17 protein-coding genes, 1 tRNA gene and 1 riboswitch are annotated in these 15,032 nt (G+C 70.2%); of the genes, 10 read left to right on the forward strand and 8 right to left on the reverse strand.

What is annotated here, in order from left to right; translation table 11 throughout:
- The first annotated feature begins 100 nt into the window (after positions 1–100).
- From MFF54_RS10500 to MFF54_RS10520, 5 genes are all read left to right on the forward strand, one after another.
- Complete coding sequence (locus MFF54_RS10500; protein ID WP_238302697.1) at positions 101–1,369, forward strand: adenylate/guanylate cyclase domain-containing protein; 1,269 nt, start codon at positions 101–103, stop codon at positions 1,367–1,369.
- A gap of 320 nt (positions 1,370–1,689) precedes the next feature.
- Positions 1,690–1,820, forward strand: a riboswitch (TPP riboswitch).
- A 68-nt stretch (positions 1,821–1,888) separates the two neighbouring features.
- Positions 1,889–3,097 carry a glycine oxidase ThiO gene (gene thiO, locus MFF54_RS10505; RefSeq protein WP_238302698.1) on the forward strand — a complete coding sequence of 403 codons (1,209 nt, stop codon included), beginning with the start codon at positions 1,889–1,891 and terminating at the stop codon, positions 3,095–3,097.
- Entirely contained in the window at positions 3,094–3,306 is a 213-nt protein-coding gene (gene thiS, locus MFF54_RS10510; protein ID WP_238302699.1) for a sulfur carrier protein ThiS, read from the forward strand. The genes thiO and thiS overlap by 4 nt, the downstream gene beginning before the upstream one ends.
- 2 nt (positions 3,307–3,308) lie before the next feature.
- A complete protein-coding gene (locus tag MFF54_RS10515) occupies positions 3,309–4,118 on the forward strand; it encodes a thiazole synthase (RefSeq protein ID WP_238302700.1) in 810 nt (269 codons plus the stop codon).
- Positions 4,105–4,743 (forward strand): thiamine phosphate synthase, encoded by a 639-nt coding sequence (locus MFF54_RS10520; protein ID WP_238302701.1) that lies wholly within the window; start codon positions 4,105–4,107, stop codon positions 4,741–4,743. The genes MFF54_RS10515 and MFF54_RS10520 overlap by 14 nt, the downstream gene beginning before the upstream one ends.
- Here the strand turns inward: MFF54_RS10520 and MFF54_RS10525 are convergent.
- The 7 genes from MFF54_RS10525 to map all read right to left on the reverse strand — a co-directional run bounded on the left by MFF54_RS10525 (position 4,718) and on the right by map (position 11,092).
- Entirely contained in the window at positions 4,718–5,206 is a 489-nt protein-coding gene (locus MFF54_RS10525; RefSeq protein WP_238302702.1) for a hypothetical protein, read from the reverse strand. The genes MFF54_RS10520 and MFF54_RS10525 overlap by 26 nt on opposite strands.
- Before the next feature lie 66 nt (positions 5,207–5,272).
- Positions 5,273–6,028: a proteasome-type protease gene (locus tag MFF54_RS10530; RefSeq protein WP_238302703.1), complete on the reverse strand. Its 756-nt coding sequence runs from the start codon at positions 6,026–6,028 to the stop codon at positions 5,273–5,275.
- A 60-nt stretch (positions 6,029–6,088) separates the two neighbouring features.
- Positions 6,089–6,916, reverse strand: a complete 828-nt coding sequence (locus MFF54_RS10535) for a transglutaminase family protein (protein ID WP_238302704.1) — start codon at positions 6,914–6,916, stop codon at positions 6,089–6,091.
- Between the two features lie 25 nt (positions 6,917–6,941).
- A complete protein-coding gene (locus MFF54_RS10540) occupies positions 6,942–7,886 on the reverse strand; it encodes an alpha-E domain-containing protein (RefSeq protein ID WP_238302705.1) in 945 nt (314 codons plus the stop codon).
- 72 nt (positions 7,887–7,958) lie between these two features.
- Positions 7,959–9,398 carry a circularly permuted type 2 ATP-grasp protein gene (locus tag MFF54_RS10545; RefSeq protein ID WP_238302706.1) on the reverse strand — a complete coding sequence of 480 codons (1,440 nt, stop codon included), beginning with the start codon at positions 9,396–9,398 and terminating at the stop codon, positions 7,959–7,961.
- Positions 9,399–9,489: 91 nt separating this feature from the next.
- A complete protein-coding gene (gene radC, locus MFF54_RS10550; protein WP_238302707.1) occupies positions 9,490–10,257 on the reverse strand; it encodes a RadC family protein in 768 nt (255 codons plus the stop codon).
- Between the two features lie 4 nt (positions 10,258–10,261).
- Positions 10,262–11,092 carry a type I methionyl aminopeptidase gene (gene map / locus MFF54_RS10555; protein WP_238302708.1) on the reverse strand — a complete coding sequence of 277 codons (831 nt, stop codon included), beginning with the start codon at positions 11,090–11,092 and terminating at the stop codon, positions 10,262–10,264.
- Between the two features lie 193 nt (positions 11,093–11,285).
- Here map and MFF54_RS10560 point away from each other — a divergent pair, with 193 nt between their 5' ends.
- The 3 genes from MFF54_RS10560 (at position 11,286) to MFF54_RS10570 (ending at position 12,874) form a co-directional block, all read left to right on the forward strand.
- Positions 11,286–11,552, forward strand: coding sequence for a zinc-finger domain-containing protein (locus tag MFF54_RS10560; RefSeq protein ID WP_238302709.1), 267 nt, complete (start codon positions 11,286–11,288; stop codon positions 11,550–11,552).
- 19 nt (positions 11,553–11,571) lie between these two features.
- The gene (locus MFF54_RS10565; RefSeq protein ID WP_238302710.1) at positions 11,572–12,753 is read left to right on the forward strand and encodes an FAD-dependent oxidoreductase; all 1,182 of its coding nucleotides are present in this window, start codon (positions 11,572–11,574) and stop codon (positions 12,751–12,753) included.
- 34 nt (positions 12,754–12,787) lie between these two features.
- A tRNA-Leu gene (locus MFF54_RS10570) sits at positions 12,788–12,874 on the forward strand.
- 26 nt (positions 12,875–12,900) lie between these two features.
- Here the strand turns inward: MFF54_RS10570 and mgtE are convergent.
- The gene (gene mgtE, locus MFF54_RS10575; protein ID WP_238302711.1) at positions 12,901–14,268 is read right to left on the reverse strand and encodes a magnesium transporter; all 1,368 of its coding nucleotides are present in this window, start codon (positions 14,266–14,268) and stop codon (positions 12,901–12,903) included.
- 437 nt (positions 14,269–14,705) lie between these two features.
- Between mgtE and pqqA (MFF54_RS10580) the strand changes: the two genes are divergently transcribed.
- Entirely contained in the window at positions 14,706–14,795 is a 90-nt protein-coding gene (gene pqqA / locus MFF54_RS10580) for a pyrroloquinoline quinone precursor peptide PqqA (protein WP_043388520.1), read from the forward strand.
- Positions 14,796–14,853: 58 nt separating this feature from the next.
- Positions 14,854–14,943 carry a pyrroloquinoline quinone precursor peptide PqqA gene (gene pqqA / locus MFF54_RS10585; protein WP_043388520.1) on the forward strand — a complete coding sequence of 30 codons (90 nt, stop codon included), beginning with the start codon at positions 14,854–14,856 and terminating at the stop codon, positions 14,941–14,943.
- The last annotated feature ends 89 nt before the right edge of the window (positions 14,944–15,032 follow it).

Consider the following 15,032-nt stretch of genomic DNA (forward strand, 5'->3'; position numbering starts at 1 on the left):
GCTAAGATCGCGCTTATCGCCGTGAGCGGGTGGGCGGCACGCCCCGCACGTTCACGGCACCGCGCCTTGCTTTGCCCGGCCGACCCACCACCTTGGCCTTATGCTTGAACGCCGCCCGCCACAGCCCGTACCGCCCACGGCCCTGGCTGACGGGTCGGAGGCGGACGATGTGCCCTTTGGGGCCCTCCAGCCCTGCGTGGCCATCCGCGACTGGCTGCTCAGCGAGGGCGCGCGTCTGCCCCAGGCCGACGACCTGCTCTCCGGCCTCGCGGAGAGGCTGAACCGCATCGGCGTCCCGGTGGACCGGACCTCGACGGCAATCGACACCCTGCACTCGGAATATTCCGGCGTCGGGCGGGTCTGGACGCCGGAGGCCGGCACGACCGTGCGACTGTTCCCGCACGGCGAGACCTCCGAGAAGGCCTACCGCGAGAGCCCGTTCTACACGGTGCACGAATCCGGTGAGTGGCTCCTCATCGATCTCACCGAGCCGCTGGACGAGCCCTACAGCATCGTCGCAGAGCTGAAGGCGGCCGGTTACACGCACTACGTTGTGGCGCCACTCTTCTTCACCAACGGCACCCGCAACGGCATCACCTTCGCGACCCGCTCCCCAGAGGGCTTTCGCGACGACGACATCGCGATCCTGCGCTTCGTCATGCCGGCGCTGGCGGCCGTTATGGAGATGCGTCTCGTCAACAAGCAGCTCGACCACGTTCTGCGGATCTATGTCGGCGACGAGCCGCACCGGGCGATCCTGTCCGGCGACATCCGGCGCGGACAGGTGAAGCGCATCCGCTCGGCGATCCTGTTCGCCGACATGCGCGATTACACCCGCATCTCAGCCGACATGACGCCCGAAGAGGCGGTAGAGCTGCTCAACGTGTTCTTCGATTGCCTCGTGCCGCCGATCGAGCGGGAGGGCGGAGAGGTGCTGAAATATCTCGGCGACGGCCTGCTCGCGATCTTCCGCGAGCCCGGCGACGATCTCGGCGGTGCCGCCAAGGGTGCTCTGACGGCGGCCGAGGCCGCGCTGGCCGCGCTCGACGAGGCCAACGCCCTGCACCTGTTCTCCGTGCCGGTCACCGCCGGCATCGCGCTCCATCACGGCGAGGCGGCCTACGGCAATGTCGGCTCTGGCCAGCGGCTCGACTTCACGGTGATCGGCCGCGACGTGAACCTCGCCAGCCGATTGTCGCGCCTCAACCGCCTTCTCGGCGAGCCGCTCCTGATGTCCAAGCCCTTCGTGGACTTCCTCTGGGGCGACCCGGAACTCGTCGGAGAACACCCGCTCGACGGGTTCAGCGAGACGATGGCGGTGTACAGGCCGAAGGCAAAGGCCGCGGTGCTGGAGCGTTTGCGGGCTTGAGGCCCACACAACGCAGGCTGTCGGGCTTTGCGGTTTCCTGCCCCCGCGAGCAGGTTGGTCGCTGTAAGCTGAGTGATCGTCTTCGCCGTCATTTCGCGGCGCCTGAGGCAAGCCCGGAATCCATGAACACCGTAGCGGCAGACGAAGCATTTCGGTGTCCATGGATCCCGGACTCCGCTTCGCGGCCCCGGGATGACGGCGGGGATGGAGGCAACATCGTATGCGCTTCCCCCGCTCGCGAGGGGGCCAACCTCAGCCGATCATCCGCCGATCCTGTCACACCCCCGTCTTGACCCCGCTCTCCGGCGGGTCCACATCACGCCTGTTCCAGGGAGATCCCCGGCAAGGGGCTGAGAAACCGCTGGCACGCTCAGAAATGAGCCTGCGGCGCGGAAATCCTTCGAACCTGATCCGGCTCATACCGGCGTAGGGATTGGACCGGGGCCCCATGACGGGCCCGCGCGCTTCGCAACGAAGCGAGAGGCCACCGATCCCTGCGGGCAGACGCGGAGATCTTGTGTGGCACATTGGCCCGCCTCACCCATCGGACAGCGCCGCGGCCTCGGTGAGGCCGGCGTGGCGCGGAGCTTGCCGAAGCGGGCGGACGTCGCGGTCGTCGGCGGCGGGCTGATCGGCCTCGCCAGCGCGTGGCGCCTCGCGCAGGCGGGCCGAAGCGTCGTGGTGGTCGAGCGTGCGGAGGTCGGCGCGGGCGCGAGCCTCGCCGCGACCGGCATGCTGGCGCCGGCCGCCGAGCACGAGCCGGGCTCCGACCTGCTGCTGCCGCTCGCCCTCGACTCGCTCGCCCGCTGGCCGGGTTTTCGCGACGCGCTTCAGGCGGCCTCAGACATCGATATCGACTACCGCCAGGAGGGCACGCTCGTGCTCGCCATCGGCCGCGACGAGGTCGAGCGCCTGCGCTTCCGCTACGAGTTGCAGCGCCGCTCGGGCGTCGCCGCCGAATGGCTCGCCGGCACGGAGGTGCGCCGCCGGGAGCCGACGCTGCGCCCGTCCGTTACCGCGGGCGTGTTCTGCCCGCTCGATCATCAGGTCGATCCGCGCCGGGTGATGCGGGCGCTGGTGCTGGCCTGCCGGGCAGCCGGCGTCGTCGTGGTGGAGGGCTGTGCCGCGACCGGGCTCGACTGGAGCGGTCCTCGCGTCACCGGCCTCGTGACCGAGCGCGGCACGATCGCGGCCGGAACGGTGGTACTGGCGAGCGGCGCCTGGAGCGGCGCCGCCGGGTTGCTGCCCGACCACCTCGCCCTGCCGGTGCGGCCGCTGAAAGGTCAGTCGCTGGCGCTCCGCACCACGCGGCAGACGGGCACGCTCTCCCACATGGTCTGGACCGAGCAGGTGCACATGGCCCCGAAGGGCGACGGGCACCTCATCGTCGGCGCGACGGTCGAGGATTGCGGTTTTCGCGAGGGCGTCACAGCGGGCGGGCTCTACGCGCTCTTGGAGGGCGCCCGCCGCGTACTACCGGGCATCGAGGAGATGGAGGTCGAGGCCGTGTGGAGCGGCTACCGCCCGACCTCGGACGACGACGCGCCGATCATCGACACCCTGGCCCCCGGTCTCGTCGCCGCCACGGGCCACCACCGCAACGGCTACCTGCTGGCGCCCGCGACCGCAGACGCCGTGGCTGCCCTCCTCACCACCGGCGCGCTTCCCGAAGTGGCGCGCCCCTTCACCCTCGCCCGCTTCCGGACCGAGGCCCGGGCCATCGCATGACGATTCTGATCAACGGCGAGCCGCGCGAGCGCGCGGCCGAGACGGTCGCGGCCCTGTTCCGGGCGGAGGCCGAGGAGACCGGCATCGAGAGCCCGGAGGGCGTGGCCATCGCGCTGAACGGCCGGGTCGTGCGCCGCCGGGACTGGGAGGCGACGCCGGTGCGCGACGGCGACCGCGTCGAGATCGTCCGCGCCATGCAGGGAGGCTGAGCATGAGCGAAGCACAGAACACCGTGACCCCGCTGCGGCCCGGGACGGACGACCCCCTGGTGATCGCGGGCGTCACGCTGGGGAGCCGCCTGTTCATCGGCACCGCCGGCTACCCAAGCCAGGCGATCATGCGCGACGCCGTGGAGGCGAGCGGGGCCGAGATCGTCACCGCCTCGATCCGGCGCGTCTCGCTCCAGGGTCACGGCTCGGACACAGTCAAGATTCTGAAGGGTAAGCGCTTTCTGCCGAACACCGCCGGGTGCGAGACGGCCCGCGATGCGATCATGACCGCCGAGCTCGCCCGCGAGGCTCTCGACACCACCTGGATCAAGGTCGAGGTGATCGGTGACCGCGAGACGCTCTACCCGGACGTCGCCGAGCTGATCGAGGCCTGCCGCCACCTCGTGGACGACGGCTTCACGGTGCTGCCCTATTGCAACGACGACCCGATCGTCTGCCAGCGCCTTGAAGACATCGGCTGCGCCGCCGTGATGCCGATGGGATCGCTGATCGGCTCCGGCATGGGGGTGGCGAACCCGGCAAACCTCGAGCTGATCTGTCGCCGCGCCAAGGTGCCGGTCGTGGTCGATGCGGGCATCGGCACGGCCTCCGATGCGGTGGTCGCGATGGAGCTCGGCGCCTCCGCCTGCCTCATCAACACCGCGGTGGCGAAGGCCGACGACCCGGTCCGCATGGCCCGCGCCATGCGCAGCGCGGTCGAGGCGGGCCGCGACGCGCATCTCGCCGGCCGCATCCCCCGCCGGGGCCGGGCGGAGCCGTCGAGCCCTCAGCTCGGCCTTGTCGGCTCGTAGGCTTCCGGGCCCGCTCCTCGTCGTCACGGACCGACACGGCTCCGCGCGGCCTCTCGTCGACACGGTGGCGGCCTGTCTCGACGGTGGGACGCGCTGGATCTGGTTCCGCGACCGGGACATGGAGCCCGGCGAGCGCCGTTGCCTGGGCGCCCGGCTGCGCGACCTGACGTGGTCGGCGGACGCCGCGCTGACGATCGGCGGCGACCTCGATCTCGCCGCGGATCTCGGCGCCGACGGCGTGCATCTCGGCGGCGATCGGCTCGACCAAATCCGCGCGGCGCGCGCGCGCCTCGGGCCGACCGCGCTGATCGGCGTCTCCGCCCATACCTGCGCCGAGATCGCCCGCGCCGCCGCGGAGGGCGTCGATTACGCGACGCTGAGCCCGATCTTCGCAAGCGCGAGCAAGCCCGGCTACGGGCCCGCCCTCGGCCCCGCCGCGATCCGGAAGGCCGTCACCCGCACCGGGCTGCCCGTCGTCGCGCTCGGCGGCGTGACATCCGGGACGCTGGCCGGCTGCCGCGCGGCCGGCGCGGTGGCCGTCGCGGTGATGGGCGCCCCGATGCGCGCCGCCGACCCGGCCGCCGAGACGCGCCGCCTGATCAGGGCTTGGCAGCACGCCGGATGAGCCGCGGCCGCCAGATGCCGAGCACGACGTTGGCGGTGGCCACCGCGAGCAGCACCCAGAGCGTGCCCCGCTCCGCCCCGAGCGACTGGGCGAGCGTGGCTGGATCGACCGTGCCGGCGAGCGCGGCGGCGCTGCGGCGCGCCTCCTCCTGCATCGGTCCCTGAATGCCCACGAAGCCGCCCTCGAAGACCAGGATGCCGGTGGCGAGCTTGAGGAACGCCCAGCCCGCGTTGTGGAAGGCGCGGTTGAACGCGATGGCGAGGAGCCCCGAGAGCAGCACCAGCGCGAGCGAGGGCAGGAAGATCCAGGTCGCGACCGCGCCCATCGCGCCGCGCATCAGCGCGTAGCTGTCGAGGGCGGTGCGCGGCAGCGGCGCGAGGGCGAGCAGCACGAGGAGCGCGGCCATCGCACCCATCAGCCCGATCGCCCCCATCGTGTGAAGAAATTTGAGTAGGCGTCGCACGGCGTCCGCCCGATTCCCCGCGGCGTCGGGCCAGCCTAACCCGGGACGGCGATGGGCGGTAGCGGGTTACTTCGTGGCCGGTGCCGGACCGTAGGGCGGCCGCGGGATCGCCCGGTGGGCGGCCCGGAGCGCCGCCGACCAGCGCTCGCGCAGGTCGTGGAAGTAGGTCTCGCCCGCCTCGATCCGGTGATTCACCTCTAACTCCAGGGCGTCGCGACGCGCCACCGCGATGTCGATGGGCAGGCCGACGCCGAGATTCGAGCGCATGGTCGAGTCCATCGAGACGAGCCCGATCTTTAGGGCGTCGTAGAGGTCGCTCTCGTACTTCACCGCCCGGTCGAGGATCGGCTTGCCGTACTTGTGCTCGCCGATCTGCAGGAAGGGTGCGTCGGTCGAGCACTCGATGAAATTGCCGGCCGAGTAGATCAGGTAGAGGCGCATCGGCTCGTCGCCGATCTGGCCGCCGAACAGGAGCGAGATCGAGAAGCGGATCTGCGCCGCCTCGAAGCCCGCTCGCTCGATGCTGCGCACCCGCCGGATCGCCCGGCCGACGAGCTGAGCCGCCTGGAACATGGTCGGCGCCTCGACGAGTTTCGCCGGCGGCTCGCCGTCATCGCCCGGCACGCCCTCCGAGAGCAGGCTCAGCACGGACTGCGTGACCGAGAGGTTGCCGGCCGAGGCCAGCATCATCACGCGCTCGCCGGGCACGTTGAAATGGTGCAGCTTGCGGTAGGTCGAGATGTCGTCGAGCCCCGCATTGGTGCGGGTATCGGCCACCATCACGAGCCCGTCCTCGACGAGCAAACCGACGCAGTAGGTCATGGAGAGGTCAGCTTCTCGCCCGCTGTCGGCGCGGACGCTTGGAGAGAATCGGGGAAACCGTCAGGATTGCCGGGCGGCCTGGGCTTGCGCTACCTTGAGCGTGACGTCCAGCGTCTCCGTGCCGCCGCCGGTGCGGCTGCCGCGGATCGGGGCGGCGCCGAGATAATCGAGCCCGCTCGCCACACGAATGTAGTGCTCTGAGGTCCCGGCACCGTGGGCGGGATCGAAGGCGACCCAGCCGAGATCGGGCACCAGCGCCTCCGCCCAGCCGTGCGGGGTCTCCGTGCCGTCCGCCTCGTCTTCCTGCATGCGGTAGCCGGAGACGTAGCGGGCCGGGATCTCCAGATGGCGGGCCGCCGTGATGAAGACGTGGGCGAGGTCCTGGCAGACGCCGCGCTCGGCCTCGAAGGCCTTGGCGGCCGTGACGGCCGCGCTCGCGGGGCCGCGCTCGAAGCGCACCCGCTCGTGAACGGCCGCGAGCAACCGGTGGAGCATCGGCAGCGCGGCGCGCTCGCCCGCGTCGCGGACCTTCGCGGCGAAGTCCTGGATGTCCTGGCTGGCGATGCAGAGATCGGTCTCGCGCAGGTAGAACAGGTCGGGCAGCCGCTCGACCGCGCCGCGCACGATGCCGTGGCTCTCCAGCGTGTCGACCTCGCCGGTGACTCGGATGGTCAGCGCGTCGGCGGCCTCGTCCGGCGTGAACCAGTGGACGACGTTGCCGAACCCGTCCTCGCGCTCGGTGAGCCGCCCGTCGACCGAGGTGTCGATGCGCCAGCGCCGGACGTACTGTCCGTCATGGTCGCGCGGGGTCATGCGCAGGACCTGGATCAGGCCGCGTGCCGGCTGCTCGTATGTGTAGTGGGTCTCGTGGACGACGCAGAGGCGCATGCGGGTCTTCTATCGGTTGGCGGCGTCAGACCAGGTACTGCTCGGCGATCGCCTGGCCCACCCGGTTGTTCTCGCCGATGAAGGCGGTCACGAACTCGTGCAGGCCCGAGACGAAGATCCGGTCGATGTCCTCCCCCTCTAGCCGCGCCAGCATGTTGCTGGCTAGGCGCTGGCTCGGACCGCGGCGCCCGTAGGCATCGGCGATCAGGTCGAGATGCTCCACCAGCATGCCGTAGCAGTTGGCGAATGAGCGCGGCATCTGCCGGTTGAGGATGAGGAGGTCGGCCACCAGCAGTGGCTTGATGCTCTCCCGGTACACCCAGTGATAGGCGTTGAAGGCCGAGACCTCGCGCAGGATCGTGGTCCACTGGAAGTAGTCGAGGCTGCCGCCGATCTTCTCGCTGGCCGGCAGAAGGATCTGGTATTTCACGTCGAGGATGCGGGCGGTGTTGTCGGCCCGCTCGATGGCGGTGCCGAGCCGCGTAAACCAGTAGGCGTCGTTCCTGAGCATCGTGCGATAGGCCGAGCCGTCGAAGGTCAGCGAGATTCCCTTCACCCAGTCGAGGAAGCGCGAGAACTCGTCCCGCGTCAGGTCGCGGCCCTCGTAGGAGCGCAGTTCCAGCCACGCGCCGTTGATCGCGTCCCACATCTCGGTGGTCAGCGCGGTGCGGACCGAGCGGGCGTTCTCGCGCGCCGTCTCGATGCAGGTGCGGATCGAGGAGGGGTTCTTCGGGCTGAAGGCCAGGAAGTCGCAGACGGTGTGGCTGTTGACGGTGTCGTAGTGGAGCCGGAAGGTCTCGGCGTCGCCCGCGGAGGCGAGCGCCGAGGCCCACTCGTTGGTCTCGCCGCCGCCATAGCTCGTCGGCAGCGAGGCGAGGCGGTGGGCCGCGTCGAGGATGCGGGCGACGAACTCGGCGCGCTCGACGTAGCGCGAGAGCCAGTACAGGTTGTCGGCGGTGCGGGACAGCATGGGTGCTTCGCTGGGTTCGGCCGCTCGGGCTCGGTCGCGTGGAAGGGTTCTCTCGTCGCGCGTTGGGGCGCTTCAGCCGTCCAGCACCCAGGTATCCTTCGTACCGCCGCCCTGGCTGGAATTGACCACCAGCGAGCCCTCCTTGAGCGCAACGCGCGTGAGGCCGCCCGGCACGATGCGGATCTCGTCCGCACCGCACAGCACGAAGGGTCTGAGATCGACGTGCCGGGGCGCCACGCCCGAGGCCACGAAGGTCGGGCAGGTGGAGAGCGAGAGCGTCGGCTGCGCGATGAAGCCGTCCGGCGCGTGACGCAGGCGCCGGCCGAACTCCTCGATCTCGCGCTTGGTCGCGTGCGGGCCCACCAGCATGCCGTAGCCGCCGGAGCCGTTGACCTCCTTCACGACGAGATCCTTCAGGTTGTCCATGACGTAGGCGAAGGCCTCCTTCTCGCGGCAGCGATAGGTCGGCACGTTGTGCAGGATCGGCTCCTCGCCGGTGAAGAACTTCACGATGTCCGGCATGTAGCTGTAGACCGCCTTGTCGTCGGCTACGCCCGTGCCCACCGCGTTGGCCAAGGTGACGGTTCCGCGCTCGTAGGCGTTCATCAGGCCCGGTACGCCGAGCACCGAGTCCGGTCTGAACACGAGCGGGTCGAGGAAGTCATCGTCGAGGCGGCGGTAGATCACATCGATCCGGCGCGGTCCCTCCGTAGTGCGCATGTAGACCACGTCGTCCTTGGTGAAGAGGTCGGAGGCCTCCACCAGATCGACGCCGAGCTTGTCGGCCAGGAAAGAGTGTTCGTAGAACGCGGAATTGTAGCGGCCGGGCGTGAGGAGCACGCAGGTAGGATCGCGCGTGGCCGTCGCCGGTGCGAGGCTGCGCAAAGTGGCCAGCAGCGCATCCGGGTAGTTCTCGACCGGCGCGACCCGGTGGCGCGAGAACAGGTCCGGGAACAGCCGCAGCATCACCTCGCGGTTCTCCAGCATGTAGGACACGCCCGACGGGATGCGGGCATTGTCCTCCAGCACGAAGAAGTCGTTCTCGCCGGTCCGCACGATGTCGATGCCGGCGATGTGGACGTAGAGGTCGTGCGGCACCCGGAACGATCGCATCTCCATGCGGTAGTGCGCGTTGCGGTAGACGAGGTCCGCCGGGATGATGCCGGCCTTGATGCATTCCTGCGGACCGTAGACATCCTTGAGGAAGGCGTTGATCGCTGTGACGCGCTGCTTCAGGCCGCGTTCCAGGAAACCCCATTCGGGCTTCGTGATCACGCGCGGAATGATATCGAACGGAATCAGTCGCTCGGTCGAATCGTTGTCGCCGTAGACCGCGAAGGTGATGCCGATGCGGCGGAACAGCAGTTCGGCCTGGCTGCGGCGCGTGTTGAAATGGTCGGAGGGCGTGGTGTCGAGCCAGGTCTTCAGTTGTCCGTAGGCGTGGCGGATGTCCGCCGCGGTCGCGGCCGATCCCCCGGTTCCCGTCATCTCGTCGAACGCCACACCGGCCATCGCGCTGCCTCCCAGATACCGCACGCTAGAGGCAAGAGGCGCGCCACGCCAAGGATCCGCGGGGGGCCGCGGACTCGAACGCGCTACAACCTCAGAACAGCTTCAGCCCTTTCAGACTGGCATGCCCGGTGCGTCCAAGAATGATGTGGTCGTGAACGATGATTCCAAGTGGATCGAGCACATTCACCACCTCACGTGTCATTCGCACATCGGCGGCGGAGGGGCTCGGATCGCCCGAGGGGTGGTTGTGCGCCAGGATGATCGCTGAGGCCGAGAGTTCCAGCGCCCGCCGCGCCACCTCGCGGGGGTAGACCGGCGTATGGTCCACGGTGCCGCGCCCCTGCACCTCGTCGGCGATGAGGTGGTTGCGCTTGTCGAGGAAGAGGATCCGGAACTCCTCGCGGGCCGAGAACGCCATGGTGGTGCGGCAATAATCAAGCACCGCGCTCCAGGACGAGAGGAGCGATCGCTCCTGGACCGCCCCCCGGGCGAGGCGGCGACCGGCCGCCTCGGTCAGCTTGAGATCGACGATTACGCCGGGGCTGACGCCCTCCACTTCGGCCAGCCGCGCCGGCTCGGCGCTGACCACCTCGGCGAAGCTGCCGAAGCGATCGATCAGCGCCTTGGCGAGCGGCTTCACGTCTCGGCGCGGAATGGCCCGGAACAGGACCAGTTCGAGCAACTCGTAATCCGGAAGCGCGTCGGCGCCGGCCTGCACGAAGCGGGTGCGCAGGCGCTCGCGGTGGCCGTGATAGTGCGGCGCCTCCGCGCCCTTCCCCCCCGGTTCGTCGCCGGCCGAGCCCGCGGCGGAGGCGTCCGCGTCGCGCAGGCGCCCAGGAACGGAGCCGCGCCGGGCCACCGGGTCAGGCGCCCGGATTGCTGGGCTGGTGCAGACCCTTGGGTGAGACCGTGAAGATCTCGCAGCCCGTCTCGGTGACGCCGACGGTGTGCTCGAACTGGGCGGAGAGCGAGCGGTCGCGGGTGACCGCTGTCCAGCCGTCCGCCAGCACCTTCACGGCGGGGCGGCCGAGATTGATCATCGGCTCGATGGTGAAGAACTGCCCGGGCTTCAGCGGCACGTCGTAGCTGGCCTCGACGTAGTGCAGGATGGTCGGCGCGTCGTGGTAGGTCCGCCCGAGGCCGTGGCCGCAGAAATCGCGCACCACCGTGCAGCGCTCGCCCTCGGCGTAGTCCTGGATCGCCCGACCGATATCGTTGGTCGAGCCGCCGGGCTTCACCGCCGCGATGCCGCGCATCAGCGCCTCGTAGGTGATCTCGCTGAGGCGCGCAGCCTTGCGGGGCACCTCGCCCACGAAGGCCATGCGGCTCGAATCGCCGTGCCAGCCGTCGAGGATCAGGCAGATGTCGAGGTTGACGATGTCGCCCTCGCGCAGCGGCTTGTCGTTCGGTATGCCGTGACAGACCACATGGTTGATCGAGGTGCAGATGGATTTCGGGTAGCCGCGATAGAGCAGGGACGCCGGATAGGCACCGTTGTCCATCGCGAACTCGTAGGCGAGCTTGTCGAGCGCCTCGGTGGTGACGCCGGGCTGCGTCGCCTCCATCAGGAGGTCGAGGGCCTCGGCCGTCAGGCGGCCCGCCCGGCGCATCCCCTCGAAGCCCTCCGGCCCGTGGATGGGCGCTTCGGGGGAACGGCGCGCGCCCTGCGCGGTCGCTTGATCTTGCTGGTTCATTCGGCGGGTCTTGCGCTGCGGCGTCTCTCTGCCGCTATGTACGGTGTACGGGGGGATTCCGCCAAGCGGCACGGCGTATCGGGCGCGTTTGCAGGCACGCTTGCCCCCGCACTTGCGCGCGACGCGGCGCTTCCCCCATAAGCGGCAGCGGATCGGGCCGCCCGTGCGGCCCTCACAAGCAGCAGGGCGGCAGATGGCTGATAAGGCGGTTCCGCACTTCCACAACGACCTCGGGGTGCCCGTCATCGAGGTCGGTGCGCGCGAGTTCATGTGCATCGGCGCGCGGCCGCCCTTCGACCACCCGCACGTCTTCCTCGACATGGGCGCGGACGACGAGATCATCTGCCAGTACTGCTCGACCCTCTACCGCTACCGTCCCGGCCTGAAGGCGACCGAATCGGACCCGCCGGCCTGCCTGTGGGACGACAGCGCCAAGGTCGACACCGTCAAGGCCGCCTGAGCGCGCGTCCGCGCCGGCCATGGCCGCGCTCGACATTGCCGTCGTCGGCGCCGGCATCGGTGGCCTGACCGCCGCGCTCGCGCTTGCCGATGCCGGGCACCGGGTGACGGTGATCGAGCGCCGCACCGGCTTCAGCGAGGTCGGGGCCGGGCTCCAGCTCTCGCCGAACGCGAGCCGGGTCCTCGGCGATCTCGGGCTCGGTGCCGCGCTCAGGCGTGCCGCGAGCGAGCCGCCGGGGGTGACTGTCCGGGCGCTCGACAGCGGGCGCCGGATCGGCGCGGTCGCGCTGGGCGCAGCCGCCCGCGAGCGCTACGGCGCGCCCTACTACGTGATCCACCGGGCCGATCTGCAGACGGTGCTCCTCGACGCGGTGCGGGGGCGGCCGAACATCCGCCTCCTCGTCGGGCGCGGCGTCACCGGTCTCGCCGAGCGGGCGGATGAGATCGCGCTGACCTGCGAGAGCGACGCCCGCGTCGACACGGTCGAGGCCGATCTCGTGATCGGCGCGGACGGCCTCCACTCGCGCATCCGCGGTCATCTCGACCCCGCGCCCCTCCGGGCCGGCCACATGGCGGCCTGGCGAGCGGTGATCCCGCGCGAGGGTCTGCCGGACGGGCTCGGCGGCGCGGAGACCGGCCTCTGGCTCGGATCCGGACGGCACGTCGTGCACTATCCGATCCGGGGCGGGCGCTTCCTCAACGTTGTGGCGATCGTGCCCGAGCGGCAGGGTGACGCCGATTGGGGCCGGATCGGCGACCCCGCGGTGCTGCGCACGCATTTCCGCGGCTGCGCGGCCCCTTTGCGCGAACTCCTGGCCCTGCCCGATTCGTGGCTTGTCTGGTCGCTGGCCGAGCGATCGGTCGCGCGGCCGATCGCGCGTGGCCGGGTGGCGCTCCTGGGCGATGCCGCGCACCCGGTCCTGCCGTTCCTGGCGCAGGGCGCCGCCCTCGCGATCGAGGACGCGGCGGTGCTCGTCCGCCACCTCGACGGCCGTCCGGTGCCGGAAGCGCTGGCGGACTACGGGGCGGCCCGCGCGGGCCGCGTCGCCCGCGTCCAGCGCGCCGCCCGCCGGAACGGGCGCACCTACCACGCCGGTTCGCTGACGGCCTTCGCCCGCGACCTCGTGATGCGCCGCCTCGGCCCGGACGGGATGCGCGAGCGCTACGCCTGGCTCTACGGCTGGACCCCCGACACCGCTTGATCTCGAATGAGGGCCCGGCTACCGGTCGCGATGGGCGGACGTGGCGGAACCGGTAGACGCACGAGACTTAAAATCTTGCGGCCGCAAGGCCGTGCGGGTTCGAGTCCCGCCGTCCGCACCATCCGCCGCGCCACTTGCGGCAGCGCCTCACAGCAGCGTGCCGCGCAGGATCACCAGCGCTACCGAGAAGTAGATCACCAGCCCGGTGACGTCGACGAGCGTCGCCACGAAGGGCGCCGAGGCGGTCGCCGGGTCGAAGCCGACGCGCTGGAGCAGGAAGGGCAGCATCGAGCCCGCGAGCGACCCGAACGTGACGATGCCGACCAGCGCCGCGCCGACGGTGGCCGCCACCAGAACCCAGTGCGGGCCATAATCGTAGAACCCGGCCTCCTGCCAGATCGCGATCCGCGCGACGGCGATCGCGCCCAGGATCGCGCCGAGTGCCAGCCCGGTCGGCAACTCGCGCAGCGCCACCTTCCACCAGTCGCGCAGGCGGATCTGGTTGAGCGCGAGCGCGCGGATCAGCAGCGAGGTTGCCTGCGAGCCGGAATTGCCGCCCGAGCTCATGATGAGCGGGATGAACAGCGTCAGCACGAGCGCCCGCTCCAGCTCGCCCTCGAAGCCCTGCATGGCCGAGGCGGTCAGCATCTCGGAGAGGAACAGGGCGCAGAGCCAGCCGGCCCGCTTCCGGATCATCGTGAAGAAGCCGATCTCCATGTAGGGCTCGGGCAGCGCCTCCATGCCGCCGAAGCGCTGCACGTCCTGCGTCTGCTTGGCCACCATCGCGTCGATGATGTCGTCCACCGTCACGATGCCGATGACGTGGCCGACCGCGTCGACCACCGGCAGGGCCAGCAGGTCGTATTTGGAGATGAGGCGCGCGGCCTCCTCGCGGCTCGCGGTGGGCGTCACGCTGAGCGGGCGCCGCTCCGGGGCGACCGAGAGCACGCTGGCACCGGGATCGCCGACGATCAGGCGGCGCAGGGGCACCGCCTTGGTGAGCGTCCGGGTGCGCGGGTCGAGCACGAAGATCGCGTAGATGGTCTCCCGGGTCCGCTCGACCTGCCGGATGTGGTCGAGCGCCTGCGCCACCGTCCAGGTTGCCGGAACGCTGACGAACTCGGTCGTCATCAGCGAGCCGACCGTCTCCTCGCCGTAGGCGCTGAGCCGGTCGACGGCGCCGCGGGTCTCGGCATCGAGCCGGGCGCGCAGGTCCGAGCGGCCCGGCTCCTCGATCTCCCGGAACACGTCCGTCACCCGGTCGGCCGACATGCCCGTGAGGTAGGCGGCGACCCGGTCGCGGGGCAGCATCTCGATGATGTCGGCCGCGCAGGCGAGTTCGGGCTGGTCCAGCACCTCGACGGCCCGCTCGATCGACAGGCCGAGCAGGATCGCGGCGGCGACCTCCGGGGCCTCTGCGTTCAGCGCCTCGACGATGTCCGGCGCGCGTTCGTCGGAGAGGCGGGCCGCCAGCACGGAGGGCTCGACCCGGATGGGTTGGACGATCTCGTTCATGGGCCTCGCCTCGGGTGAGGCGACGGAACCCGGACGGGCGGCGGGCCGAACGCGGCCGCGCCGTCAGCCCCTGCGCGAGCGGCGCGACGGGCGGAGCGGCGTGCCCGGGTCCGGCACGAACGATCGGTCTGGGGCGTCGCTCTGCATCGCTCTGAAGGGAATAGGAGTGCCGGCCCTGCGGCCGGCGCAGCTCCGGTTGCGCCCGCTCCGTCGCAGCGTCAAGCCGGGACTGCTGCGCATCTAAGCTCCGGCGATCGAAACTCGCACCGCCAGCGGACCACATCCTTGTGATCCTTCACCTTTCCGGTCCGTTCGCCGCGCTGCCCGGCGGAACGCGCCGCTGACGCGGCAGCCTATGAGAAATATAAGTGTAGGGCCCGCTTGTATTGCGCCCAACACATCACCTATGTTTCGTCCATCAACAGAGGAGAAACGCCATGGCTTGGTCTGCCCCCGTCGTTCAGGAAGTCTGCGTCGGCATGGAAGTCACCAGCTACGAGTCGGCCGAGATCGACACCTTCAACTGAATCGGTGGCCGCTCCAGCGGCCGCGCGCTGAATCCCAATCCCCTACAGGAGAGATATCATGGCTTGGTCTGCCCCCGTCGTTCAGGAAGTTTGCGTCGGCATGGAAGTCACCAGCTACGAGTCGGCTGAGATCGACACCTTCAACTAAGCCGACGGCCGCTCCTGCGGTTTGTCCGGGCGCTGCCTCCGCGGAGGCGGCGCCCTTTTCCGTTGTGCAGAACGCATCGGGGGACGGGA

It is taken from the genome of Methylobacterium gregans, assembly GCF_022179245.1.
Classification (GTDB): Bacteria; Pseudomonadota; Alphaproteobacteria; order Rhizobiales; family Beijerinckiaceae; genus Methylobacterium; species Methylobacterium gregans.